Raw genomic sequence first — 23,945 nt, 5'->3', positions numbered from 1 at the left:
CGGCAAGCCGTACGGCTTGAAGGTTTCGCTGCCGAACCTTACCTGACAGTCATCGAAAGGGAGGGTCGTCATGTCTCTCGGTAACCTCGCTCTCGCCGGCATCTGCGTGCTGGCGCTCGTCTATGCGGGCTTCATCGTCGGCGGTCTCATCGCCGCGTGGCCTTGGGGCATCATCGGTCTCGCCGTCCTCGGTTTCTTCGCCTTCCTGTTCGGCGCGGTCCTGCGGCAGCGTCTGCGGAACCCCGAAGACCGCTACTACGAGCGCGAGGTGAAGGAGTAAGCCATGCTGATCGTCACGACGGAAACCGTTCCTGGCCACAAGATCACCGAGGCGTGCGGCCTCGCCCGGGGTAACGTCATCCGCGCCAAGCACATCGGCAACGACTTCGTCGCGGGTCTCCGCAACATCGTCGGCGGCGAGGTGACCGAGTACACCAAGATGATGTCCGAGGCGCGCGAGCAGGCCCAGGACCGAATGATCGCGCACGCCGAGCGCCTGGGCGCGAACGCGGTGGTCGGCGTACGCTTCACCACCTCGACCATCAGCCAGGGCGCGGCCGAGATCTTGGCCTTCGGGACGGCGGTGCGCCTCGAGAAGGCCTGAGGACTCTCCTTCGTGGCGCTACCGCTCGCTCGCGCTCGCTACTTGAGCGCTGGGCTGGCGGCACGGGCCTTCGGCCCCGGGCGCCAGCGGCGCTGGGCCGGTGGGTTTCGGGCACGCCGAAGCGCCGACCTGTCGTCGGTGTCAAAGTCGCCGGGTGTCCGGACGTCCCCGCGCTGAGCGGGAAGTTGGATTGATACTGTAGCCCAGAACGAGAACGTCCGGCGGCGATCTTGCCGAGGGGCCCTCGCAGGGGGCGACCTTTCGGCGCCTTGGTCCGCGATAGCGCTTCAATCCCTCGTCCCTCGGGAATGAACGGCAGGCCCCGATCAGCCACCTGCCGCACGGACCGCTACGTCCGCTCCCCTCAGGATCACCGTCCCCCGAACCGATGAGTAGCGTGCACACCGCCCGGCCTGCCCGGGAGAACGGGGGCAGCATGGCACGTCGCGAAGAGGCGGGGATAAGTTCGCAGGGCGGCGCGCCTTGCGCAATCGCCCTACGGAGCGGTCGGGCCGCAACCTGTTGAGGGTGTGCCTTCTTTCGCCTTCTGGCGGGTCACTGGCGGCTATCTGGCGGGTCGCAGTCTGATTGCCGACCTGGCAATCGGCCCGGTTCGCGCTCAGTTTCAGGGCACGAATACAACCAACTCGAGGAGAGCGAGATGCAAGTCAGTCCCGATGCCGAGAAGGTCCGGCAGTTGCGCGAAGAGCGCTGCTGGTCGCAGGAGCACCTCGCCCAGGCGGCGGGCGTCAGCCTTCGGACCGTGCAGCGCGTCGAGAGTGGCGAGCGTGCGTCGAGCGCTTCGATGATGGCGATCGCCGCAGCCTTCGACACCGAAGTCGGCTCGATCGCGATGGATCCCGTCGCGGCGCCTGTCGCTCGGAACGACCCGGAGAGGGCGAGGGCGGCGCTCCGCCTCTCCTTCCTGATCGTGCTCGCGAGCTACGTCTTCTGTCTGTTCGTCTTCGCCGCCATCAGCTTCGGCGACGGCAACGGCCGGTTCGAGATGTTCTATCCGACGGTATGGTTCGGGGTCGGGGTCGCCGGGCACGGCCTGACGGTCGTGATCGTGGAGCTGGTCACGCGCTTCAAAACCGAAACCGAGACGGCGAGCAGCCGAGGCGCTTCAAGTTAGTCAGTCGCAACGCTGACGACCGCGACGGCGTGCGGCGCGAGTTCGATTCGCGCCGTTCCGTCGACGATGGTGACCTCCGCCGGGGTCGGCACGACGGAAGTGGGCTGCTCGAACGTGTTGTGCGCGTCGATTGCGGAGGATCGCAACGTCTCACCGGCGGCGGACACGATCGCTCCCTCACCGAGAGCGAGTTCCATCGTCACCGGACGGGCCGCGTCCACGTTGGCGAGGGCGACCCAGAGCTTACCGTCCTCATCCCGTGCCGCCACCGCATCGACGCGGGGTAGGCGGACGTCGCCGACGCGGTAGCTTCCCGGCCGGAAGCGGACGTCGAGGCGCGTCGCGTCCTGGAAGGGCACGTACATGCGGAAGACGTGGTAGGTCGGCGTTAGGACCATGCGGTCCTCGTCGGTCAGGATCATCGCCTGAAGCACGTTCACCATCTGCGCGATGTTGGCGCCTTTGACCCGCTCGGCGTGCTTGGCGAAGATGTTGAGGTTCAGCGCCGCCAGGACCGCGTCACGCTGCGTGTTCTGCTGGTAGAGCGTGCCCAGGTCGCCTTCGTACCAAGTGCCCCACTCGTCGACGATGATGCCGACCTGCCCATCGGGATCGTAGCGGTCCATGATCTCGGCGTTGGTCTCGATGAACGCCGTCATGCCGAGGGTCTCTTCGATCACCGCGGCGTACTCGTCCTCGCCGAAGCCGGTCGCGGCGATTTTCGGTGGCCACTCGCCCCTCGTGTAGCGATGCAGGGAGAGCCCCTGGATGTCCCAAGCCCAGCTCCGCTCCGCCCAAGCGCTCATGACGGTCTCGGTGTAGTCGACGAAGCCGCCGCCGTCGGGACCGACCGCGACCTGCCGGACCGGCTCGGCTTCGTTGTAGTTGGTGCTGAAGTTGGAGAAGCGCTTCATGCGCGACAGGTACTCCTGCGCCGATAGGGGGCCGCCGCACCCCCACATCTCGTTGCCGAGGCCCCAGAAGGCGACGGCGTAGGGCTCGGGGTGGCCGTTCCGCGCCCGCTCCTCGGCGAGGCTCGTTCCTTCGGCGGTCAGGTATTCGAGCCAGTCGGCGGCTTCCTGAACGGTGCCCGACCCCATATTGGCGGAGATGAAGGCCTCCGCGCCGATCTGGTCGAGGAAGTCGAAGAATTCGTGCGTGCCGAAGGCGTTGTCCTCGATCCGGCCCGCCCAGCTCGCGTTTCGCCGCTTCTTGCGGTCCGCAGGCTCGCCGATGCCGTCGCGCCAGTGATACTCGTCGGCGAAGCACCCGCCCGGCCAGCGGACGTTGGGAACCTGAAGGGCCCGAAGGGCCTCGGCGACGTCGTTCCTGATGCCGCGCGTGTTGGGAATGTCTGAATCGGGACCGACCCAGACGCCGCCATAGACGCCGGTGCCCAAGTGCTCGGCGAACTGGCCGAAGATGTGCCGGCTGATCTTAGGGCCTTCGCTCGAGGGGTCGATCTCGACGCGGACCGTGTCCTGCGCGGCGGCGGTTCCGAGCGCCCCCAGCAGGGCGGCCCCGGCGAGGACGAACGCTTTGAACTTTCCGGACACCATACCTTCGCCCCTACGAATCGACGTCGCGAGTGGAGCGCACCGCCGGAGGGCCCGGCAAGCGCAGCGGGCTGCGTTCCGCCTTTGAAAAGGATTGCGGCCCCGTCACCCCGACCGGAGCAGCTTCACCGCGTCGTTCTGGCCGAAGAGGTAGAGGAGCGTCCGCAGCGCCTCGCCGCGTTCGGTCTGAAGCTCGGGGTCGGTCTGGACGACGAGCTGCGCGTCGTCGCGGGCGACCTGAAGGAGCTCCGCATGGTCGGCGACGTCGGCGACGCGGAACTGGGGGAAGCCCGACTGGGCCGTGCCGAGGGCGTCGCCCGCGCCCCGCAGCGCGAGGTCCTGCTCGGCGATGACGAAGCCGTCCTCGGTCTCCCGGAGGACGTTCAGCCGGGCCTTCGCCGTGTCGCCGAGCTTTCCGCCTTCGCCCGCCTTGTAGAGGAGGATGCAGGTGGCGGGCTTGTCGCCACGGCCGACGCGGCCCCTAAGCTGATGAAGCTGTGCGAGGCCGAAGCGCTCAGCGTGCTCGATGACGATGACGGTGGCGTCCGGCGCGTTGACGCCGACCTCGATCACGGTCGTCGCAACGAGGAGCTTGATCTCGCCGCGATAGAACGCCTCGACCACGGCGTCCTTCTGCGGGCCCTTCATCTTGCCGTGGACGAGGCCGACTTGCCCTGGAAAGCGGGCGGCGAGGGCCTCGTAGCGTTCCTCGGCCGCCGTCTGGTCGAGCATGTCGTTCGCCTCGACGAGCGGGCAGACCCAGTAGGCTTGCTCCCCGCGCAAGATGGCGCGGCCGATGCCTTCGGTGACCTGATCCAGGCGGGCGAGGGGGACGGCACGGGTGTCGACGGGCTTTCGCCCCGGCGGCTTCTCGCCGATCGTCGAGACCTCCATGTCTCCATAAGTGGTGAGCGCGAGGGTGCGGGGGATCGGCGTCGCGGTCATGACGAGGAGGTCGGCGCGCGGGCCCTTCTCCTGCAGCGCGAGGCGCTGGTGCACGCCGAAGCGATGCTGCTCGTCCACGACGACGAGGGCGAGGTCGTCGAAGGCGACGTCGTCCGAGAACAGCGCGTGCGTGCCGACCACGACCTTGACGTAGCCCTTGGCGACGCCGGCGCGTTTGGCCGCGCGCTCCTGGCCCCTGTCACGGCCGGTGATGAGCTCGCAGGCGACGTCGGCGGCGTCGCACAAGGGTTTGATCGTCTCGAAGTGCTGGCGCGCGAGGATCTCGGTCGGCGCCATGATCGCGGCCTGGGCGCCCGCCTCGACCGCGGTCAGCATGGCCATCAAGGCGACCACGGTCTTGCCGGAGCCGACGTCCCCCTGGACGAGGCGGACCATGCGGGAGGGGGCGGCCATGTCGGCGAGGACTTCCTTGAGGGCTTCTTCCTGCGCGCCGGTGAGGGCGAAGGGCAGGGCGGCGCGGACGTCGTTCGTCAGGTGGCCGTCGCCGGTCGTCCGGCGCCCTGGGCGCTCGGTGCGGCGGTGGCGGATGAGGGCGAGGGCGAGCTGGTTCGAGAGGAGCTCGTCATAGGCGAGGCGCTGGCGCGCGACGCTCTGCGGGTTGAGGTCGCCCTTGTCCTCGGGGTTGTGCACGCGGGTCAGCGCCTCGTGCCAGCTCGGCCAGGCGCGGGCATGAAGGACATCGGGGCGCTGCCACTCATCGAGCTTCGGCGCACGGTCCAGCGCGGCGCTGGCCGCGCGGCGCATGACCTTGGAGGTGAGCCCGGCGGTCAGCGGGTAGACGGGTTCCGCGGGGGGCAGCTCGGCGTCACCGTTCACAGGGAGGATCAGGTCGGGGTGCGCCATCTGGCGCTGGCTGCCGTAGGATTCGACGCGGCCCGAGACGAGGCGGCGCTCGCCCTCGGGCAGCTGCTCGCGGATCCAATCGCCCTTGGCGCGGAAGAAGACGAGGGTGAGGAAGCCCGTTTCGTCCGAGCAGAGGACCCGCCAGGGGACGTTGAGCTTGCCCTGCGGCGGGGGGTCGTGGCGGTCCACCGTCACCTCGATCGTCGCGAGGCGGTCCTCCTCCGCCATGGCGATGGTCGGACGGTAGGAGCGGTCGATGAGGCCGACGGGCAGCGTGAAGAGGAGGTCCACGACGCGCGCGCCCGCGACCTTGCCGATCAGGGCCGCGAGCTTCGGGCCGATCTTCGGCAGGGCGGTGATGTCCGCGAAGAGGGGGTTGAGGACGGTGGGGCGCACAGGGACGGTTTATGGTGGTGCGGGGGGGAATGCACGTCTTCGTGCTTCGCCTCTCCCTATGAGGCAGGCCCGAATCGTAGCGGCTCAGAACAGGCCCTCGCTCTCGAGCCCGTCACACCCTCGCTGCGCCTGCTCGGATCATCCGCCCGCTGCCGCGCGGCGGACGGCTTCGATGAGGGCGCCCGCCTTGGCTTCGCATTCGGCCTGCTCGGACGCGGGATCGGACTCCGCGACGATGCCGGCCCCCGCTTGGACGTGTACCTGGCCGTCCTTCACGATGGCCATCCTCAGGCCGATGCAGGTGTCGACGCTGCCGTCCGCGGCGAAGTAGCCGATGCAGCCGCCATAGGGGCCGCGGCTGACAGGCTCGAGCTCGTCGATGATCTGCATGGCGCGAATCTTCGGCGCCCCGGTCAACGTGCCAGCGGGGAAGCCGGCGGCGAGGGCGTCGAGCGGGCGTAGGTCTTCTCTCAGCTTGCCGGTCACGTTCGATACGATGTGCATGACGTGGCTGTAGCGCTCGATGGTGAAGGTCTCGGTCGGCGTCACGCTGCCGATCTCCGCCGCGCGGCCGACATCGTTGCGTCCGAGGTCGAGGAGCATGAGGTGCTCCGCCCGCTCCTTCGGGTCCGCGAGCAGTTCAGCTTCGAGCGCCTTGTCCTCCTGCGGCGTCTTTCCGCGTGGCCGCGTGCCGGCGATCGGGCGGATGGTGACCTCGCCGTCGCGTACGCGGACGAGGATCTCCGGGCTCGCGCCGAAGAGGGTCGCCGGGCGGAAGTCGAGATGGAAGAGGAACGGAGACGGGTTCAGCCTGCGCAGCGCCCGGTAGGCGGCGAAGGGGTCGCCCGGCAGCGCGGCGCTGAAGCGTTGGCTGAGCACGACCTGAAAGATGTCGCCCGCCCGGATGTACTCCTTCGCCCGCGCGACCATGTCGGCGTACTCCGCCGCCGTGAGGTTCGAGGCGAAGCGAGGAACCTCGTCCGGTGGCCCGGCGCGTTCGGGCACCGGCCCGGCGAGGACGCCGAGGGCGTTCGAAAGCAGGTCCGACGCCTCGTCGTAAGCCTGCTTCGCGCCGAGGCCGGGCCGGGGCCGCACGGGCGTGATCAGCACGACCTCGTGGCGGACGTTGTCGAAGATCGCGAGCAGGGTCGGGCGGACGAAGTAGCCGTCTGGCAGGCCGAGTTCGTCGTGCGGCCTGTTCGGGAGCCGTTCGACGAGGCGAACGAAGTCGTAGCCGAAGTAGCCGAAGACCCCTGCCGCCATGGGCGGCAGGCGTGACGCGAGTTCGGCGGGCACGTCGATCCGCGACTCGGTCAGAAGCCTATCGAGGGAGGCGAGCGTTCCGAGCGCCTCCGGTTCGAAGGCGTCCGGGGACTGCTGCGGGCGCCGGTTGATGGCTGCCTGGTTTCCGTGAGCCTGCCAGACGAGGTCCGGCAGCAAGCCTATGAAGGAGTAGCGACCGAGGTTTTCTCCGCCCTCGACGGATTCGAGGAGGAAGGTGTCCTTCCGGCCCGCGGACAGCTTTAGATAGGCCGAGACCGGCGTGTCGAGATCGCCCGCCGTCCGGCGATAGACGAGTTGCGGGCGTCCTTCGTCATAGGCCGCCGCGAAGGCCGAGAAGCCCGGCGCGGGGGCGTGAACGCCGTCATCCATCGCCGAACTGGACCGCGAGTGCGGCGTCGTTGCGGCGCACACCGAACTCGTCGCGAAGCGCCTCTAGGTAGGCTTCGATCAGCTCCTCCGTGAGGCTCTGACCGAGTTGTTCGCGCGCGGCGTCGCGCAGGGCCCCACCGGTCGGGTCGGCCCCGAACCGCACCTCGTCCACCACCGCGACGACCGCGCTGTCGCCCGTCGCGGTCGGCTCCGCGACGACCGTGCCCAGGTCGGCGAGGAAGAGCGCTCTCAGGAAGGCCGGAGGAAGCGACGGGTCGGGCCGCGCGACGGAGAAGCTTCGGGTCTGCACGTCCGAGCCGATCGCTTGGGCCGCGTCCTCGAACGCCTCTCCGCCAGCGACGCGGGCTTGGAACGCCTCGACCGCGGTGCGCAGCGCCGTCCGGGCGGCTTCCTCGCGCTGATCGGCGGCGACTTCCTCCCGCACCTCCTCGAAGGGCCTGGTCGCCTCGGGCTGTACCTCGTCGACGGTGACGAAGGCGTAGCCGCCCTCATCGAGGTCGATGGCTTCGGAAAGCTCGCCTTCCTCGATCGTGAAGGCGGTTCGCTGCACGGCGCCGGGGGCGTCCTCGATCGCCCCTTCGGGCGTGAAGAGGTCGGCATCGACGGGCCCGTAGGTCCGAGGTGCGGCCAAGCCGGCCGCGGAAGCCGCCTCTTCGAGGGTCGCGCCCTCGTCGAAGGCCGACTCGACGTCTTCGACGGCCTGGATGAAGGCGCGCCGGGAATCCTCGTCGCGCAGTTCTTGCCGCAGCTCGGCTTCGCTGTCTTCGAAGCTCGTCGTCGACCCCGCTTCGATGGCCTGGAGGTCGGCGAGAACGGTCCCGAACACGCCATCGATGGGGCCGACGAGGCCGGGCGCGTCGGCCGTGAAGACGGCGTCGCGGACCGCCTCGTCGACGACTTCGCCCCGCCGGCGGGTCTCGGCCGGAGAGACCGTCACGCCCAGTTCGGCCGCGACCGTGTCGAACGCCTCTCCGCCCCGGATGCGTTCGGCGGCCGTCTCCGCCGTCGCCTCATCGCGGAAACGGGCTTGGCGGAAGGTGCGGGTCTCCGGCGAGGCCAGACCTTCGCGGCGAGCTTCGTAGAGCGCGCGGACGTCCTCGTCCGACACTTCGATCTGATCGGCGATGCTCGCTTCGTCGATCAGCAGAGCGCGGTAGCGCCGATATTCGGGCCGCTGATAGCTGGCGGTATGCGCATCGTAGTAGGCGCGCAGCGCCGCCTCGTCCGCCTCGGCCGGGGCCTCGGCCGTGATGACGGCGGTTCGGACCGTCCGCTCTTCCGCTTGCCGCAAGAGGAGGTAGCCGGTCATGCCGTCAGGCGCGCTCGCCGCCGCAGAGATGGCGCCGGCGATCTGGCTGCGAATGATGTCCTCGCGCACATCGTCACGGAACTCGGACGGCGCGATTCCGCTCTGATTGAGTGCGAGGGCCAAGCGCTGCGCCGAGAACTCGCCGGTCTCCGGGTCGTTGAAGGCGCCGGACTCGCGCACGGCCCGTTGCACCATCGCATCCGTCGCGGTCAGGCCGAGACGGTCGGCCTCCTCGGTGATGAGGGCGGCGGTCGTCATCTCCTGCAAGGTCGAGTCGAGCAGACCCGCGCCGATGGCGTCCTGCCGCGAAGGCACGGTTTGGCCCTGCGCCTGCGCCTCGGCCTGCGCCCGCGAGAGGCGCCGCTGGAACGCCGCGTCCACGGCCTGCGCGCTGAAGCTTCGGTCGCCGACCTTGAGCGCCGACTGAGCCCGGAAGTTGTCGAGCCGCGGTACGCCGAAGAAGGCGAAGGCGAGGACGAGGAGGCCGCCGACGATCCAGGCGCCGACCCCATTGAGCATGTTGCGGAAGGTGCTGAGCATGACCCCTTGAGCGGCGTGCCGCGTAGCCGAACGGTGAGCGTCGGGTTTGGCTAAGCGGCCCGTCCTTGGCAAGAGCGGGAGCCCCGAGCGCTCCGCCGAGCGACGCCGGGGCAGGGAGATGGTGGATGAGACGGCTGATCGTCGGCAATTGGAAGATGAACGGGCTCAGGGGAGCGGAGAAGGAGATCACGCGGTTGGGCGAACTGCTTACGCCGGACGATCGGAAACGCGCCGACGTCGTCGTCTGCCCCCCCGCGACGCTGCTGGGTTGCCTCGTCGAGGAGGCGGCGGCCGCAGGAATCGAACTCGGCGGCCAGAACTGTCACATCCGCCCGTCCGGCGCGCATACGGGCGAGGTGAGCGCGGAGATGCTGGCCGATGCGGGCGCCAAATGGTGCATCGTCGGCCACTCCGAGCGGCGTCAGGACCATGGTGAGCGCAGTGCGCTCGTCCGTGCGAAGGCCGAAGCGGCGCTTCGGGCGGGGCTAACGCCGATAATCTGCGTCGGTGAGAAGCCCGAGGACCACGAGGCGGGCCGGGCCGAAGCCGTGGTCGGCTCTCAAATCGAGGTCGCTATGCCCAATATCGGAATCTCTGGCGGGCGTTTCGTCACCGCCTACGAGCCGATCTGGGCGGTGGGGACGGGCGTCGTGCCCCGGCCCTCGCACATCGAGGCGATTCATGCGCGCATCCGGAAGACCGTGGGGCCGGACACGCCGATCCTCTATGGCGGGTCGGTGAAGGGCAAGAACGCGGGCGGCATCTTGTCGATCCCGAACGTCGACGGCGCGCTGATCGGCGGGGCGAGCCTGAAGGCGGAAGACTTCCACGAGATCATCTCGGCGCGCTGGACCGATCACGGCTGACCTCGCATGCGGCGACGCGACCGCGTTGCCTCGAACGCCAGCGGCACTTAACTCCGGCCTTCTCTCTCCTCGCGTGGCGACCGTTCGGCCGCCGCGTTCTTTCCGCGTGGACCTATGGCCGTTTCGACCCTGACCCCGATCATCCCCGCCAAGACCGCGTGGAGCGCCGACGAGGCGGTCACCGTCTACGGGGCGCCGGAGGGGGCGGACGCGCTGGCCGTCGCCGAGGCCGCGCAGGCCCATGCCGGAGTCACCTGCGTCATCGCGCGGGACGCAGGCCGGGCGGCGGCGATGACGGCGGGGGCGCGCTTCTTCGCGCCGAACGTGCCGGTGATGCAGCTGCCCGCCTGGGACTGCCTTCCTTACGACCGGATGAGCCCGAGCCCGGACGTGGTCGCGAAGCGCATGGCGGCGCTGTCGGCCCTCGCAGGGCGGAAGAAGGGCGAGCGGCTGGTCATCGTCACCACGATCAACGCGGCGACGCAGCGCGTGCCCGCGCGCGAGATGATCCGTACGGCCTCGTTCTCGGCCAAGCCCGGCGCGAGCGTCGAGACGGACGACCTGATCGCCTACCTCGCCGCGAACGGCTACGCCCGCGCCTCGACGGTGCGCGAGCCCGGCGACTTCGCCGTCAGGGGCGGGCTGATCGACCTCTTCCCGCCGGGCTCGCCCGAGCCGCTGCGGCTCGACTTCTTCGGCGACACGCTCGAATCGATCCGCAGCTTCGATCCCGTCACGCAGATGACGACGGCGCAGAAGCCGTCGATCGACCTCGCCGCCGCCTCCGAGGTGCTGCTGACGGACGAGACGGCGAGCCGGTTCCGCACGAACTACCTCGCCCGCTTCGGCGCGCCGGGCGACGACCCGGTCTACGAGGCGGTGACGGCGCAGCGGCGCCAGGCGGGGATGGAGCACTGGCTGCCGCTCTTCTACGAAGGGCTCGGGACGATCTTCGACTACCTCGAGGACGCGCTCGTCTTCACCGATCACCTCGCGGACGAGGCGACGGAGGAACGCTTCGCGCAGATCAAGGACTACTACGACGCGCGGGCCGAGGACGCGCAGGCGAAGGAAGGGAAGGGGGCGATGGACGTCGTGCCCTACCGCCCGCTGCCGCCCGATGCGCTCTACCTTTCGCGGAAGGAGTACGCCGGCAAGCTGACCGAGGCGAAGCTTCGTCCGCTCACGCCCTTCTCGCCGCCCGAGAACCAGCGCGCCTTCGACTTCGGCGCGAAGCAAGGGCGCAGCTTCGCGGCGGAGCGGGCGGCGAACCTCAACGTCTTCGACGCGGTCGCAAAGCACATCGCCGAGAAGCGCCGCGAGAAGAAGGTCGTGGTCGCGGGCTGGACCGAAGGGTCCGCCGAACGCATGCGGTCCGTCCTCGCCGATCACGACGTCTCAGGCCTCTGGATGGCGCCGTCCTGGTCGGGGGTGAAGGTCGACGACCCGAACCGCGTGCCGGTCATGGTCCTCGGCCTCGAACGGGGCTTCGAGACCGACAAGCTTTGCGTCGTCGCCGAGCAGGACATTTTGGGCGACAGGCTTGTCCGTCGGACGAAGGCGAAGCGGGCGGAGAACTTTCTGACCGAAGCGTCGTCGCTCTCGGTCGGCGACCTCGTCGTTCACATCCAGCAGGGCGTCGCGCGCTATGCGGGCCTCAAGACCCTGGAGGTTCAGGGCGCGCCGCATGACTGCCTGATCCTGGAATATCACGGCGGCAGGTTGTTCCTGCCGGTCGAGAACATCGAGCTGCTCTCCCGCTTCGGCTCCGACGATCCGAACCACCCGCTCGACAAGCTCGGCGGGGCGTCCTGGCAGGTGCGCAAGGAGAAGATGCGTGAACGCGTTCGCATGATGGCCGATCAGCTGATCGGCATCGCCGCGAAGCGCGCCGCGAAGAAGGCGGAGATCCTGTCCCCGCCGTCCGGCGCCTATGACGAGTTCTGCGCCCGCTTTCCGTATGCGGAGACGGAGGACCAGCTCAACGCCATCGACGACGTGCTCTCCGACCTCTCTGCAGGGCACCCGATGGACCGCCTCATCTGCGGCGACGTCGGCTTCGGCAAGACCGAGGTCGCGCTGCGCGCCGCGTTCGTCGCGGCGATGAACGGGCGGCAGGTCGCGCTGGTCGCGCCGACGACGCTGCTCGTCCGTCAGCACTACCGCAACTTCGCCGAGCGCTTCGGCGGCTTCCCGCTCAACGTCCGCCAGCTGTCGCGGTTCGTCTCGTCCAAGGAGGCGTCCGAGACGCGCAAGGGTTTGAAGGAGGGTACGGTCGACGTCGTCATCGGCACGCACGCGCTGCTCGCCAAGACCGTCTCCTTCCGCGACCTCGGCCTTCTCATCATCGACGAGGAGCAGCACTTCGGCGTGAAGCACAAGGAGCGTTTGAAGGAGTATCGCGGCGACACGCACGTCCTGACGCTGACGGCGACGCCGATCCCGCGGACGCTGCAGCTGTCGATGACGGGTATCCGCGACCTCTCGCTGATCGCGACGCCGCCCGTCGACCGCCTCGCCGTGCGGACGACCATCGGGCCGTTCGACCCCGTGGTCGCGCGCGAGACGCTGCTGCGCGAGCACTATCGCGGCGGGCAGAGCTTCTACGTCTGCCCGCGCGTCTCGGACCTCGACGGGGTGGCCGAGTTCCTGACCGCGCAGGTGCCGGAGGTGAAGTTCCGCGTCGCGCACGGACAGATGGCCGCGGGCGAGCTAGAGGACATCATGAACGCCTTCTACGACGGCAAGTTCGACGTCCTGCTCGCGACCACCATCATCGAGAGCGGGATAGACGTGCCGACGGCGAACACGCTGATCGTTCACCGTGCGGACATGTTCGGCCTGGCCCAGCTCTATCAGATCAGGGGCCGCGTCGGCCGGGCGAAGCAGCGCGCCTACGCGTACCTGACGACGAGCCCGCGCAAGAAGATGACCGACGGCGCGCAGCGGCGCCTCAAGGTCCTCCAGTCGCTCGACACGCTGGGCGCCGGCTTCACGCTCGCCAGCCACGACCTCGACATCCGCGGGGCGGGCAACCTTCTCGGCGAGGAGCAGTCGGGCACGGTCAAGGAGGTCGGCGTCGAGCTCTACCAGCACATGCTCGAAGAGGCCGTGGCCGAGATGAAGGAGGGGGGCGAGGCGTCCGAGGAGACCTGGTCGCCCTCCATCAACATCGGCACGGCGGTCCTGATCCCGGAAACCTTCGTCGCCGACCTCGACGTACGCATGTCGCTCTATCGTCGCTTGTCGGACCTGACCGCCCAGGACGAGATCGAGGCCTTCGGCGCGGAGCTCATCGACCGGTTCGGCCCGCTGCCGAAGGAAGCCGAACAGCTGTTGCAGATCGTCGGCATCAAGGCGCTCTGCCGGAAGGCCTGCGTGGCCAAGATCGACGCGGGCGCGAAGGGCGCGGTCGTCACCTTCCGCGACACCTTCCCCAATCCGGGGGGGCTCGTTCAGTACCTCTCGACCACGCCCTACGACATGAAGCTGCGGCCCGATCAGAAGCTCGTCTTCAAGCAGGAGTGGCCGGACGAGAAGGCGCGCCTGAAGGGCTGCCGACGCGTACTGAACATCCTGGTCGAGGTGGCGGAGGCCGGTGCCTAGGCGGGCTGACGGACCCGCGCCGCCGCATCGAGCGTCCGCAGCGCGCGGGCGATAAGGGTCTCCGGCTGATCGGTCGCGCGCCAGGCGACGGCGGTTGCCCTCGTGTCGAAGGTGGTGAACGCGTCCTCGTCGCCGAACTTGAGGTCGCCGATCAGCGTCGCGAGCTCGCGCATGGCGCGCTCGGCGCCGAGCGCCTCGGCGCCGCTGACTTGGAAGAGGAAGAGGTCCGGTGCCGGGCGGGCCATGAGGTCTTCGGGACCGACGCCGAAGGAGAGGTAGCTCGCGGCCTCCGAGAGGGCCGGCTCGGCGATCTCGACCGGTACGTTCGGCGGCGGCGTCAGGCGGATCGCGCCGATCGAAAAGGGGGCGGCGCCGCGGCGGCAGCGCTCGGTCAGGCAGGCGTCGAAGAGGCAGGAGCCGACGATCCGCGACTCGGCGCCGGTATCGGAAAGGACGGTACGCGCCAGGAGCCCCGTCAGGCGACGGTTCATCGCGCGCCTCCGCAGGCCGCCTTCGATCAACGCCTCCAGGAGATCGCCTTCCTCGGGCAGGAGGCAGGCATCGGCACCGTTGCGCATCCAGTAGGCGACGTGCCGCGCGGTCCTGCGCCGTTCGACCACCAGGATCGGGACATCCCGCAGGACGCTTTGGCGCCTGACGAGCCGAATGAGGGCGGCCGAGTCGCGGCGCAACTGGCCTGCGACGATGACGAGCGCGCCCGCGTCGCCCGCCTCGAGCGCGCGGAGCGCTTGCGCCCGCGTCAGCACGCCGTCGCAACCGAAGGCGGGACGCAGGACGTAGAGCGTCTCGAGCGCCAGCGGTCCCGGAGAGGCGAGTAGCGCCACGCGGCGATCGGCGGACGGCTCGTGATCTTGGCCGAGGGGATGTTCGAGCGCGGTCAGTCCGGCGATCCGCAGACCCGCTTCACGAGCCATATCGGCGGAGCGCACGGCGCGACCGAGCGCGCGGACGACGGGCCGTACGTCGCTGGTGACTTGAACCAGTCCATGCCGTGCGATCGCGCTTGCGATGTCCGGATTCGGGTTCGGCCCGGTCACGATGAGGACCGGGGTGGCACCGGCGTACTGCCGCGCCCTGTTGATGAGCGCCAGCGGTTGTTCCGCCCCGCGCAGGTCGACGACGAAAGCATCGGGCAGCGCCGCCTTGGCACTGGTCATGCCGAACGGCGTCACGGCGCAGCCCGCTTCGTTCAGCGCGGCCCGCAAGGAGGGCTCTGCGCCGCTCTCGGTGAGCCGTACGTCGAGGATGCGTCGGAAGGGCGGTTCGAAGCGCGGCATCGTCTCAGCGAACCCGCCGGTGGGTCGTCGTCAGGCCCATTCCGGTCAGCGTTCGCATGCGCATCTTCCTTCGCGAAACCTCATGACAGCCTATCTGTCGGCCGCCCGCGGCGCAACAAGAGGCGGCCTGCCGAACTGTCCGAGTTCGGCACGGATGCGTCACGATCGCGGTCTTTTTGACCTCGGCTGGCGCGCCCTTACATCCTCGCATCGGACGTTGTGCAGGGTTGGGTGAATGATTCGGTCGAGGGTCGCCATCATCGGCGCCGGCGTCGCAGGTCTTGCCTGCGGCCGCGTCCTGTCGGACGCCGGTGTCGACGTGGCCCTTTACGATAAGGGCAGGGGACCGGGGGGACGATGTTCGACCCGGCGCACGCCCTTCGGCTCGTTCGACCATGGCGCGCAGTTCTTTACCGTCCGCGACGAGGGGTTCGAGCGGGCCGTCTCGGCGTGGCGGGACGCCGGGCACGTCTCCCGCTGGGACGGCCGTTTCGTCCGGATAAAGAACGGTAACGAGTCGCCCTATGACGGCGACCACCGTTTCGTCGGTACGCCGCGTATGAACGCCTTCGTCAAGGCCGAGGCCGAAGCGCTCGGTGCGCATTTCGGCCTGAGGATCGCGACGCCTCGGGGGCGGGAAGACAGGTGGCAGCTCTATAGCGAACACGGACAGAGCGCCTGGGAAGCCGAGTGGCTCGTCTTCGCGACGCCGGCCGAGCAGACCGCCGCGCTCTTGGCGGGAACGGGTCGTCCGACCAGCCTTCTGGGAGGGGCGAGGCGAGCGCGATCGTCGCCGACCTGGACGCTGATGGCCGCCTTCGAGGGAGAGGAGCCGGTTCCGTTCGATGCCGCCTCTCTGTCCGGTCACGACATCGCCTTCGCCTCCTTCGAGCCGTCCAAGCCGGGGCGCGGCGGCGCGCATCGCTGGGTCGTCCATGCGAGCACCGACTGGTCACGCGCGCACCTCGAGGAGGCGCCGGAGGACATCGTCCCTAAACTGACCGATATGCTTTGCGATCTGATCGAGGCGCGGAGCCGTCCGGTCCACGCGGTCGCCCACCGCTGGCGATACGCGCAGGTGGATGAGACGGCGCCCGAAAGCTTCGCCCTCGACGCCGATGCTCGGCTCGCGACCTGCGGGGACTGGCACGTGGCGCCGCGGGTGGAATCGGCTTGGGTGAGCGGGCACCGCCTGGGTGCCGCGCTCATCGACGAGTTGCGGTGATCGTCCTCAGTCCGAGCTGAGCGCTGCGGCCGGGTCCGTGTCCCGGGTAAGGGCCTCTTTCAGCGCGTCCGACTCGAAGGCGCTCCGGCGGAAGCTCGGCGCCACCATCTTCCCGCTCGCGGCCTCGTAGTCCGCGCCCGCGGCAAGCACGCGGCCGTCGTCCCACTTCGCGCCTAAGAAGGAGACACCGACGGGAAGCCCCTGCACCGTTCCCATCGGCACCGTCAGGTGCGGCGTGCCCGCCATCGCCGCCATCCAGCCCGCGCCGATGCCGCCTTCGTACTGGTCGCCAGCGATGGGATCGATGAGGAAGGCGGGTGCGCCCGTCGGCGCCACGAGGATGTCGACCTCGTTCTCGGCGAGGAGCTTCTCGATCCCGTTCTGCCTGACGGCCGTCAGCATGCGGGCTACGGCCTCCTTGTAGGCGGCGTCTTCCATGCCGCCGGTCGCTTCGGACGTCTCGAAGATGTCCTGACCGAAGAGGGGAAGCTCCTGCGCCTCGTTCGTCGCGTTGAAGGCAATGAGGTCGGCGAGGGTTCGCGTGGTCACCGCTTCCGGCGTCGTCGCGAGGTAGTCGCCGAGGGCGGTCTTGAACTCGGCCTGCAGTACTAGGAACTCGTCTTCCCAGAGCGTGTCGGGCGGCGTCCACTCGGCGATCTCGACCAGCTCGGCGCCTTGCGCCTGCAGCACGCCGAGCGCGTCCTCGAAGAGGGCCGAGACGCGCGGGTCGTCCCCCTCGGCGAACCGAAGGACGCCGACGCGCAGACCCTGAAGGGCATCGGCGGGAAGGTCCGCGGGGGGCAGGTGCGCGTCGGCCTCCGCCGTGGCGGCATCGGCCGGATCGCTTCCCGCCATGACCGCGAGGAGCAACGCCGCGTCCGCGACGCTGCGGGTCATCGGACCGATCGTGTCTTGCGTCGGGCTGATCGGAACGACGCGGCTGCGGCTGACGAGGCCGACAGTCGGCTTGAAGCCCACGATGCCGTTGGCGTTCGCGGGGCAAATGACCGAACCATTGGTCTCGGTCCCGAGCGCGGCTGCGGCGTAGCCCGCTGCGACCGCCGCGCCCGAGCCCGAGGAGCTGCCGCAGGGCGTGCGGTCGAGGCTATGGGGGTTGCGCGTCTGCCCGCCCATGCCGGACCAGCCGGAGACGGAATCGCTCGACCGGAAGTTCGCCCACTCGGACAGGTTCGTCTTGCCCAGCACGATGGCGCCCGCTGCCCGCAGCTTCGCGACGGCGGGCGCGTCCCTGCCGGCGGCGTTGGCCTTAAGGGCGTAGGAGCCCGCCGTCGTCGGCAGTTCCTTGGTCTCGATGTTGTCCTTGATCAGGATCGGAACCCCGTGAAGCGGCGCGTCGCGCGCCTCCGCCTCCGCCTCCGCCTCGTCCGCGGCCCGCGCCTCCTGAAGCGCGTTGGGGTTAAGCGCGAGGACGGCCTGAGTGGTGCCGTCGCGCTCGGTGATGCGGCGCAGGTAGAACTGCGTCGCCTCGGCGCTCGGCACCTCGCCGGACGCGATCGCCGACAGCTGTGGGGCGTCGGGCGTCTGCTGGGCCAGCGCGGCCGCAGAGAGGAGAAGGGCGGGGGGCAGGGCGCGCAGCATGAATCGCATGTCTTCGTTTGATCAGGCTTTCCTGACCTTGTCATGTCCCCAAGCTGTCCCACAGCGCAGCTCAGTTGCTTTCGGCTTTTCCCCCTGCGACGCTCTCTTCGATTCAAGAAAAGGCGCACAAGCGCCGTAGGGAGCGAGAATGACGTTTGGATTGGTGCCGGTCATCTTGGCCGGCTTGATCGCGGTCGCTTACGGCGTAGTGACCACACGGCAGGTCATGGCGTTGCCGCAAGGCAACGAACGGATGCGCGAGATCGCAGGCGCGATCCAAGAGGGCGCCAAGGCCTATCTCGGGCGGCAGTACACCACCATCACCCTCGTCGGCCTCGTCGTCCTCGTCGGCCTCGCCTTCTTCTTCCGCGACTGGATCCCGGCGACCGGCTTCGCCGTCGGCGCGATCCTCTCCGGCGCTGCGGGCTATGTCGGCATGCTGATCTCGGTCCGCGCGAACGTCCGGACGACCGAAGCGGCGTCGCGTTCGCTCGCAGGCGGCCTCGACGTCGCGTTCAAGTCGGGCGCCGTCACGGGCATGCTCGTCGCGGGCCTCGCCCTTCTCGGCATCTCCGTCTTCTTCCTCGTCCTGACGGGGCCGGTCGGCCTTGAGCCGGCGGACCGCCGGGTCATCAACGGCCTGATCGCGCTGTCGCTCGGCGCGAGCCTGATCTCGGTCTTCGCGCGCCTGGGCGGCGGCATCTTCACCAAGGGGGCGGATGTCGGCGGCGACCTCGTCGGCAAGGTCGAGGCCGGCATTCCCGAGGACGACCCGCGAAACGCCGCGACGATCGCGGACAATGTCGGCGACAATGTCGGGGACTGCGCCGGCATGGCGGCGGACCTCTTCGAGACCTACGTCGTGACGATCGCCGCGACCATGGTTCTCGGCTCCATCCTCTTCGCGGACACGATCCTTCTCGGCGTGAACGGCGAGGTCTCGGACTTCACGGCGGTCGAGCGGTTCATGCTCTATCCGCTCGCGATCGGCGGATCCTGCATCCTGACCTCGATCGTCGGCACCTACTTCGTGAAGCTGTCGAGCGGGTCCACCAACGTCATGGGCGCGCTCTACAAGGGGTTGATCGTCACTGGCCTCTTCTCGATCCTCGCCCTCGCCATCGTCACGGCGCTGATCACGCCGTTCGGCGAGACCTATGACGTCGTCTCCGCCGACGGGGAGGGAATGCGGAGCTTCACCGGCTTGTCGCTGTTCCTGTGCGGGCTCGTCGGGCTCGTGGTGACAGCCCTGATCGTCTGGGTGACGGAGTACTACACCGGCACGCGCTACAAGCCCGTCCGGTCGGTCGCGCTCGCTTCGGAGTCCGGCCACGGCACGAACGTCATCCAGGGCCTCGCGGTGGCGATGGAGGCGACCGCCTGGCCGGCGCTGATCATCATCGCGGGCATCATGACGACCTTCGGCCTCGCGGGCCTTTACGGGATCGCCGTCGCGGTCACGACGATGCTGGCGCTCGCGGGCATGATCGTCGCGCTCGACGCCTTCGGTCCCGTCACCGATAACGCCGGCGGCATCGCGGAGATGGCGGAGCTCGACGGCGCCGTCCGCGACACGACGGACGCGCTCGACGCGGTCGGCAACACGACCAAGGCCGTCACCAAGGGCTACGCCATCGGCTCGGCGGGGCTCGGCGCGCTCGTACTCTTCGCCGCCTATGCGGAGGACTTGCGCTACTTCGCGGCGAACCCGGACCGCTACCCCTTCTTCCAGGGCGTCACGCCGGACTACTCGCTGATCAACCCCTACGTCATCGTCGGGCTCTTCGCGGGCGGGCTTCTGCCCTTCCTCTTCGGCGCGATGGCGATGAAGGCGGTCGGCAAGGCCGCGAGCCGGATCGTCGAGGAGGTGCGGCGGCAGTTCCGCGAGAACCCCGGCATCATGGACCGGACGGTGAAGCCGGACTACGCCCGGGCAGTCAGCATCCTGACGGGTGCCGCCATCCGGCAGATGATCGTACCCTCCCTCCTGCCGATCCTCGGGCCGCTCGTCGTCTACGCCGTCGTCGGCACGGTCGCGACGAAGGCGGACGCGCTCGCCGCGGTGGGCGCCATGCTGATGGGCGTGATCGTCACCGGCCTCTTCCTCGCGCTGTCGATGACCGCCGGGGGCGGAGCCTGGGACAACGCCAAGAAGTACATCGAGGACGGCAATCACGGCGGTAAGGGGTCCGAGGCCCACAAGGCCGCGGTCACCGGCGACACGGTCGGCGATCCCTACAAGGACACGGCCGGTCCGGCGGTGAACCCGATGATCAAGATCACGAACATCGTGGCGCTCCTGCTTCTCGCCTACCTCGCGAGCCTCGGCGCCTGATCGAGGCTTCCTTACGCGGCGGGGGCTGCTAACCCCCGCCGTATGAGCTTTCCCTTCGATGCGATCCTTTTCGACTGCGACGGCGTTCTCGTCGATTCCGAGGTCGTCGGACTCGAGGACGCGGCCGCCTACCTGTCCGGCCACGGCTTCGCCTGGACGACCGAGGACTTCATCCGTCGCTTCAGCGGCATGCGCTACGACCGCTTCGCGGCGGGGCTGCGCGAGGCCTATGGGCAGATCCTCGGACGCGATGCCGACGAACGCGAGTTCGAGGAGCTCATCGACGGGCTGATCGAAACCCGGCGGGCGAAGCGGCACACGATGACGTTGGTCACGGGGACCGAAGACCTGCTGCGCATGGTGCAAGGGCTTCCCGGCGTCCGGATCGCGGTCGCCTCGTCATCCGGACAGGCGTTTCTGGACGACAAGATCGACCGATACGGCCTGCGGCCCGTCTTCGGTCAGCATGTCTACTCGGCGGACCATGTCAGCCACGGAAAGCCCGCCCCGGACATATTCCTCTTCGCCGCGACGAGGCTCGGCGTCGCGGCCGAACGCTGCCTCGTCATCGAAGACAGCGCGCATGGCGTGGCGGCGGGGGTTGCGGCCGAAGCGACGGTCTGGGGCTTCACGGGAGGCGGGCACTGCTTGCCGGACCACGCCGAAGCGTTAATCGATGCCGGGGCCGAACGTGTCTTCGCCACGCACGAACAGCTGACCGACGAGTTCACGAACCTGTTATCGCGCCGCGAAGCGGCCACATAATCGTCCTCACTTGGCACGGTTTGTGCTAGGATTGTGGCGCGTGGCGGCACCTGCCCAACCTCATGTCGCCGCGCTTCGGGGGGAGTGTACCTGCCCACATTCCCACTCAGGAACTTCGGTTCCGGTGGTGGCGGCGTCCGCCAAGGTCCCCTTCGGGGGAGAGAGTAGAGACCTCGCGCTCAGTCCGTCAGGACGAGCGCCACGGACGCCGCCACTGCTTCACTTACGCCCTTTCCAAAGCGTTCCAAGGCGATACGCGTGACAAGCGGGAGAGGGGGCATTCCGCCGCACCCGGCCTTCGCCTGTCAGAAACCACCGCAACCGAAGGCCGCCTGACGGGCGAAACGCAAGGTGACCGCCTTGCGGCGAGCGCCCGAAAGCTTCCTCAGTTCGCCTTCGCGCAGGATCGCGCCGCCGAACGCGTCCGCGACGATGAGGCCCTCGTCTTCCGGGACCATCTCGAGCGGGAAGACCTCGTTCACGGCGAAGTAGAAACGGTCGCAGTAGTCCCGGTACTCGGGCCACTTCGTGTCTACGGCCAGGTCCGCGCGGCACGACTTCACCTCGACGATGACGAGTTCGCCCTTCGGCCCCAGCCCGGCGAGGTCGGCCCGCCGTCCGTTCGGGAGCTTGAACTCGGCGATCACGGCAAGCCCCATCTGCGTCATCAGCCGCGCGACGCCGCGGGTGAGCGCGAGCGTCGTGTCCGGACGTCCGGTCGCAGCGGCGCTGGCGTCGATGGGCAAGTCGTCAGTCGGAACGGGCTTGAGGGCGGCTTGGTTCATGTCCTTATGAAGCGCGAGAAGCGATTCGCTTGTCAACGTCCTGATCAGCCTTGCCTTCGGTGGCAGCACAGCGGAAGTCGGACGGATGACGACCACGGATGACGATCCCGCCGCGCGCTACGACTGCCTGAAGTGCCCGGCCTATTGCTGCTCCTACCAGCACATTCCGGTAACGGAGGAAGACATCCACCGGCTCGCGGCGCATTTCGGGCTCGACTTCGCGGGCGCCCGCCGCCGCTTCGTCAGGAAGGGTGACGCGGAGAGCCCGCTCGTGCTTCGGCACAAGCCCGACGAGCACTTCGGTACGATCTGCCGAATGCTGGATACGGAGACCCGCGGCTGCAGCATCTACGAAGCGCGACCGGCGATCTGCCGCGACTTCCCCGCGCAGAACAGGTGCGGTTACTACGACTTCCTGACCTTCGAGCGCGAGGTGCAGGACGATCCAGACTGGGTGGCGACGACCGGCAACTGGTAGTCCGGGCCGGAGAGGAACAGCGCCGCTTCGGCGGCGCGGCGCCGGACCAGTCCGGGCAGAGTCCGCTTGCGTCCCGCCACCGTCGCCTTGTTCCACCACGTCATGGCGGACGCCGCGCCGACCACGTCGCCGGCGTTGAGACGGCGCAGCGCCGTCGACCTGCCGAAGGCGGCCAGCCCAATGTTGAACGCGAGCGACACGAGCGCGTCGAACTGATTCTGATCGACCGGAACGAGCAGGCGTTCGGCGACGCCCTCTTCGAAGCGCGCGAGGTCCGATCGGAGGAGCGCTTCGGCATCGGCCTCTCCCAGCGAGCTGCCCTGCCGCGCGGCCTCGCCCGTATGCCCGTAGCCGATCGTCCAGACGCCGGCGGCATCCTGATAGGCCCGAAGCGCCAAGCCTTCGAAGCGCCTGATCAGCGCTCTTCCGTCCTCACTCACCTTCATCGCGTCCTCCCGGCACTCTGGGGGGCACGATGGCGGCGTCGCGGCCGAGGGGGACAACTTTCCGTAAGGTCTCGTTTCCGCTTACCGATCGTTCACGGCTCCTTCACACGCTGGCGTGAGAGTATGGAGTTGTTCCTGACCCCCAGTGCCGGTATCAGCCGCGCGGGGCAGACGGGCGGGTAAGGGGTGGCGTGGGCCGCTGCCCTACCGCCGAGAGGGCAGGAGAGATCGACGTGACGGCGACGAATACGGTAGACTATCGACCGAGCGACAACGAGCCGTTCATGAACGAACGGCAGCTCGACTACTTCAAGAAGAAGCTTCTGGCCTGGCGTGAGGACATCCTCCGCGAGAGCAAGGACACGATCGGCAATCTTCAGGGTCAGAGCCTCCACCTCGCCGATCCGGCAGACCGCGCCTCGTCGGAGACGGACCACGCGCTGGAACTGCGTACGCGCGACCGTCAGCGGAAGCTGATCTCGAAGATCGACGCCGCGCTCCGCCGCATCGAGACGGGCGAGTATGGCTATTGCGACGAGACGGGCGACCCCATCTCGCTCGGGCGTCTGGAGGCCCGGCCTACGGCGACGTTGAGCCTCGAAGCGCAAGAGCGCCACGAGAAGCGCGAGAAGGTCCACCGCGACGACTAGGTCGGCGGTTCGGGCCCGGTATCCGCGAACGAAGACCACGCCGCTGCGGCGCCTGTCGGGCGGGCGCTATCGTGCGGCGTCTTTCCCGCCTAGGATCGTCCGATATGAGGGGTCGGCCCGGCTGGGCCTGTCACCGTTTCTTGCAAGGTCGCGACCGCGCGGGGGCCCGCGCGCGCGGCGAATGGAGTGAAGAGATCATGCTGCTTCAAGCTCGCCTTTCCGCAGCCGGATTCGGGGCGCTGGCCCTGCTGGCCCTCGCCGCCTGCCAAGCTCCGATCGGACCGCAGGCGCCGGGTGCCGGCGCCTTGCCGGGTGGCGACGGGGAGGGGGCCGTCGAGCTCGCGCCGGACTACCTCATCGGCGCCAACGACGCGCTCCAGATCTTCGTCTGGCGCGCCGCGGAGCTCAGCACCAACATCGTCGTCCGCCCGGACGGGCGCATCTCGACGCCGCTGGTCGAGGACATGATGGCCGCCGGCAAGACGCCGACCCAGCTTGCCCGCGACATCGAAGGGGTCCTGTCGGAGTACGTGAAGAACCCGGAGGTGACGGTCATCGTCGACCGGCCGACCGGCGACATACAGCAACAAGTCCGCATCATCGGCGAAGTCGTGCAGCCGACGCCGCTGCCCTACTCCTCCAACATGACCGTGCTCGACGTGATGCTTCAGGTCGGCGGCCTGACGGAGTTCGCCTCGGGCAACAGGACGAAGCTGATCCGCGGCGATCAAACCTACCGCGTTCGCCTCGACGACCTGCTGCGGCGCGGCGACGTCAGCGCCAACGTGCCGGTTCAGCCCGGCGACATCATCATCGTGCCGGAGAGCCGGTTCTGACCGGACGATCCGAACGAGACTAACGATAAGGCT

Annotated in this window: 19 protein-coding genes; 11 read left to right on the top strand and 8 right to left on the bottom strand. The window is 68.8% G+C overall.

Annotation, left to right across the window (positions count from 1 at the left end; translation table 11 throughout):
- Positions 1 to 70: 70 nt before the first annotated feature.
- The 3 genes from GGQ59_RS11640 to GGQ59_RS11630 all read left to right on the top strand — a co-directional run bounded on the left by GGQ59_RS11640 (position 71) and on the right by GGQ59_RS11630 (position 1,739).
- Positions 71 to 280: a hypothetical protein gene (locus GGQ59_RS11640; protein ID WP_183818781.1), complete on the top strand. Its 210-nt coding sequence runs from the start codon at positions 71 to 73 to the stop codon at positions 278 to 280.
- A gap of 3 nt (positions 281 to 283) precedes the next feature.
- Positions 284 to 604, top strand: a complete 321-nt coding sequence (locus GGQ59_RS11635) for a YbjQ family protein (RefSeq protein ID WP_183818779.1) — start codon at positions 284 to 286, stop codon at positions 602 to 604.
- Positions 605 to 1,265: 661 nt separating this feature from the next.
- Positions 1,266 to 1,739: a helix-turn-helix domain-containing protein gene (locus tag GGQ59_RS11630; protein ID WP_183818777.1), complete on the top strand. Its 474-nt coding sequence runs from the start codon at positions 1,266 to 1,268 to the stop codon at positions 1,737 to 1,739.
- Here the strand turns inward: GGQ59_RS11630 and GGQ59_RS11625 are convergent.
- From GGQ59_RS11625 to GGQ59_RS11610, 4 genes are all read right to left on the bottom strand, one after another.
- Positions 1,736 to 3,298, bottom strand: coding sequence for an alpha-N-arabinofuranosidase (locus tag GGQ59_RS11625; RefSeq protein WP_183818775.1), 1,563 nt, complete (start codon positions 3,296 to 3,298; stop codon positions 1,736 to 1,738). The genes GGQ59_RS11630 and GGQ59_RS11625 overlap by 4 nt on opposite strands.
- A 102-nt stretch (positions 3,299 to 3,400) precedes the next feature.
- Complete coding sequence (gene recG, locus GGQ59_RS11620; protein WP_183818773.1) at positions 3,401 to 5,500, bottom strand: ATP-dependent DNA helicase RecG; 2,100 nt, start codon at positions 5,498 to 5,500, stop codon at positions 3,401 to 3,403.
- Between the two features lie 138 nt (positions 5,501 to 5,638).
- Positions 5,639 to 7,153, bottom strand: a complete 1,515-nt coding sequence (gene trpE, locus GGQ59_RS11615) for an anthranilate synthase component I (protein ID WP_183818771.1) — start codon at positions 7,151 to 7,153, stop codon at positions 5,639 to 5,641.
- The gene (locus tag GGQ59_RS11610) at positions 7,146 to 9,023 is read right to left on the bottom strand and encodes a peptidylprolyl isomerase (RefSeq protein ID WP_183818769.1); all 1,878 of its coding nucleotides are present in this window, start codon (positions 9,021 to 9,023) and stop codon (positions 7,146 to 7,148) included. The genes trpE and GGQ59_RS11610 overlap by 8 nt, the downstream gene beginning before the upstream one ends.
- A gap of 125 nt (positions 9,024 to 9,148) precedes the next feature.
- Here GGQ59_RS11610 and tpiA point away from each other — a divergent pair, with 125 nt between their 5' ends.
- Together tpiA and mfd are read left to right on the top strand one after the other, a co-directional pair.
- Positions 9,149 to 9,889 (top strand): triose-phosphate isomerase, encoded by a 741-nt coding sequence (tpiA, locus tag GGQ59_RS11605; RefSeq protein ID WP_183818767.1) that lies wholly within the window; start codon positions 9,149 to 9,151, stop codon positions 9,887 to 9,889.
- Between the two features lie 114 nt (positions 9,890 to 10,003).
- Positions 10,004 to 13,495, top strand: coding sequence for a transcription-repair coupling factor (gene mfd, locus GGQ59_RS11600; protein ID WP_183818765.1), 3,492 nt, complete (start codon positions 10,004 to 10,006; stop codon positions 13,493 to 13,495).
- On the opposite strand, the gene GGQ59_RS11595 is transcribed toward mfd, so the two are convergent.
- Positions 13,492 to 14,793, bottom strand: coding sequence for a hypothetical protein (locus GGQ59_RS11595; protein WP_183818763.1), 1,302 nt, complete (start codon positions 14,791 to 14,793; stop codon positions 13,492 to 13,494). The genes mfd and GGQ59_RS11595 overlap by 4 nt on opposite strands.
- Before the next feature lie 235 nt (positions 14,794 to 15,028).
- On the opposite strand from GGQ59_RS11595, the gene GGQ59_RS11590 reads away from it, so the two are divergent.
- Positions 15,029 to 16,018 carry an NAD(P)/FAD-dependent oxidoreductase gene (locus GGQ59_RS11590; protein ID WP_183818761.1) on the top strand — a complete coding sequence of 330 codons (990 nt, stop codon included), beginning with the start codon at positions 15,029 to 15,031 and terminating at the stop codon, positions 16,016 to 16,018.
- A gap of 6 nt (positions 16,019 to 16,024) precedes the next feature.
- On the opposite strand, the gene GGQ59_RS11585 is transcribed toward GGQ59_RS11590, so the two are convergent.
- Entirely contained in the window at positions 16,025 to 17,626 is a 1,602-nt protein-coding gene (locus GGQ59_RS11585) for an amidase (RefSeq protein WP_183818759.1), read from the bottom strand.
- Between the two features lie 139 nt (positions 17,627 to 17,765).
- Here GGQ59_RS11585 and GGQ59_RS11580 point away from each other — a divergent pair, with 139 nt between their 5' ends.
- Both GGQ59_RS11580 and GGQ59_RS11575 read left to right on the top strand, forming a co-directional pair.
- A complete protein-coding gene (locus tag GGQ59_RS11580) occupies positions 17,766 to 19,952 on the top strand; it encodes a sodium-translocating pyrophosphatase (RefSeq protein ID WP_183818757.1) in 2,187 nt (728 codons plus the stop codon).
- Between the two features lie 42 nt (positions 19,953 to 19,994).
- Complete coding sequence (locus GGQ59_RS11575) at positions 19,995 to 20,717, top strand: HAD family hydrolase (RefSeq protein WP_183818755.1); 723 nt, start codon at positions 19,995 to 19,997, stop codon at positions 20,715 to 20,717.
- A gap of 305 nt (positions 20,718 to 21,022) precedes the next feature.
- Here the strand turns inward: GGQ59_RS11575 and GGQ59_RS11570 are convergent, their stop codons facing one another.
- On the bottom strand, positions 21,023 to 21,502 hold the full coding sequence (locus tag GGQ59_RS11570) for an MmcB family DNA repair protein (RefSeq protein ID WP_183818752.1): 480 nt from the start codon (positions 21,500 to 21,502) through the stop codon (positions 21,023 to 21,025).
- Between the two features lie 85 nt (positions 21,503 to 21,587).
- On the opposite strand from GGQ59_RS11570, the gene GGQ59_RS11565 reads away from it, so the two are divergent.
- Positions 21,588 to 21,980, top strand: a complete 393-nt coding sequence (locus tag GGQ59_RS11565) for a YkgJ family cysteine cluster protein (RefSeq protein ID WP_183818750.1) — start codon at positions 21,588 to 21,590, stop codon at positions 21,978 to 21,980.
- Here GGQ59_RS11565 and GGQ59_RS11560 read toward each other — a convergent pair.
- The gene (locus GGQ59_RS11560) at positions 21,908 to 22,426 is read right to left on the bottom strand and encodes a lysozyme (protein WP_183818748.1); all 519 of its coding nucleotides are present in this window, start codon (positions 22,424 to 22,426) and stop codon (positions 21,908 to 21,910) included. The genes GGQ59_RS11565 and GGQ59_RS11560 overlap by 73 nt on opposite strands.
- Before the next feature lie 284 nt (positions 22,427 to 22,710).
- Here GGQ59_RS11560 and dksA point away from each other — a divergent pair, with 284 nt between their 5' ends.
- Both dksA and GGQ59_RS11550 read left to right on the top strand, forming a co-directional pair.
- Positions 22,711 to 23,076 (top strand): RNA polymerase-binding protein DksA, encoded by a 366-nt coding sequence (dksA, locus tag GGQ59_RS11555; protein ID WP_183819062.1) that lies wholly within the window; start codon positions 22,711 to 22,713, stop codon positions 23,074 to 23,076.
- Positions 23,077 to 23,273: 197 nt separating this feature from the next.
- Complete coding sequence (locus GGQ59_RS11550; protein ID WP_183818746.1) at positions 23,274 to 23,912, top strand: XrtA/PEP-CTERM system exopolysaccharide export protein; 639 nt, start codon at positions 23,274 to 23,276, stop codon at positions 23,910 to 23,912.
- Positions 23,913 to 23,945 lie beyond the last annotated feature (33 nt).

The sequence above is a fragment of the Parvularcula dongshanensis genome, from assembly GCF_014199615.1.
Classification (GTDB): domain Bacteria; phylum Pseudomonadota; class Alphaproteobacteria; order Caulobacterales; family Parvularculaceae; genus Parvularcula; species Parvularcula dongshanensis.
The sequence above is the reverse complement of the archived record's forward strand: the minus strand, read 5'-3'. Positions and strand labels throughout refer to the sequence as shown.

What these genes read in the sequence shown, in the direction of transcription:
- GGQ59_RS11640 (WP_183818781.1), top strand. Translation starts at nt 71, where the DNA reads ATGTCTCTCGGTAACCTCGCTCTCGCCGGCATCTGCGTGCTGGCGCTC.
- GGQ59_RS11580 (WP_183818757.1), top strand. Translation starts at nt 17,766, where the DNA reads ATGACGTTTGGATTGGTGCCGGTCATCTTGGCCGGCTTGATCGCGGTC.
- GGQ59_RS11635 (WP_183818779.1), top strand. Translation starts at nt 284, where the DNA reads ATGCTGATCGTCACGACGGAAACCGTTCCTGGCCACAAGATCACCGAG.
- GGQ59_RS11630 (WP_183818777.1), top strand. Translation starts at nt 1,266, where the DNA reads ATGCAAGTCAGTCCCGATGCCGAGAAGGTCCGGCAGTTGCGCGAAGAG.
- GGQ59_RS11550 (WP_183818746.1), top strand. Translation starts at nt 23,274, where the DNA reads ATGCTGCTTCAAGCTCGCCTTTCCGCAGCCGGATTCGGGGCGCTGGCC.
- GGQ59_RS11610 (WP_183818769.1), bottom strand. Translation starts at nt 9,023, where the DNA reads ATGCTCAGCACCTTCCGCAACATGCTCAATGGGGTCGGCGCCTGGATC.
- GGQ59_RS11565 (WP_183818750.1), top strand. Translation starts at nt 21,588, where the DNA reads ATGACGACCACGGATGACGATCCCGCCGCGCGCTACGACTGCCTGAAG.
- mfd (WP_183818765.1), top strand. Translation starts at nt 10,004, where the DNA reads ATGGCCGTTTCGACCCTGACCCCGATCATCCCCGCCAAGACCGCGTGG.
- trpE (WP_183818771.1), bottom strand. Translation starts at nt 7,153, where the DNA reads ATGGATGACGGCGTTCACGCCCCCGCGCCGGGCTTCTCGGCCTTCGCG.
- dksA (WP_183819062.1), top strand. Translation starts at nt 22,711, where the DNA reads ATGAACGAACGGCAGCTCGACTACTTCAAGAAGAAGCTTCTGGCCTGG.
- GGQ59_RS11585 (WP_183818759.1), bottom strand. Translation starts at nt 17,626, where the DNA reads ATGCGATTCATGCTGCGCGCCCTGCCCCCCGCCCTTCTCCTCTCTGCG.
- GGQ59_RS11625 (WP_183818775.1), bottom strand. Translation starts at nt 3,298, where the DNA reads ATGGTGTCCGGAAAGTTCAAAGCGTTCGTCCTCGCCGGGGCCGCCCTG.
- GGQ59_RS11595 (WP_183818763.1), bottom strand. Translation starts at nt 14,793, where the DNA reads ATGCCGCGCTTCGAACCGCCCTTCCGACGCATCCTCGACGTACGGCTC.
- tpiA (WP_183818767.1), top strand. Translation starts at nt 9,149, where the DNA reads ATGAGACGGCTGATCGTCGGCAATTGGAAGATGAACGGGCTCAGGGGA.
- GGQ59_RS11570 (WP_183818752.1), bottom strand. Translation starts at nt 21,502, where the DNA reads ATGAACCAAGCCGCCCTCAAGCCCGTTCCGACTGACGACTTGCCCATC.
- GGQ59_RS11590 (WP_183818761.1), top strand. Translation starts at nt 15,029, where the DNA reads ATGATTCGGTCGAGGGTCGCCATCATCGGCGCCGGCGTCGCAGGTCTT.
- GGQ59_RS11575 (WP_183818755.1), top strand. Translation starts at nt 19,995, where the DNA reads ATGAGCTTTCCCTTCGATGCGATCCTTTTCGACTGCGACGGCGTTCTC.
- GGQ59_RS11560 (WP_183818748.1), bottom strand. Translation starts at nt 22,426, where the DNA reads ATGAAGGTGAGTGAGGACGGAAGAGCGCTGATCAGGCGCTTCGAAGGC.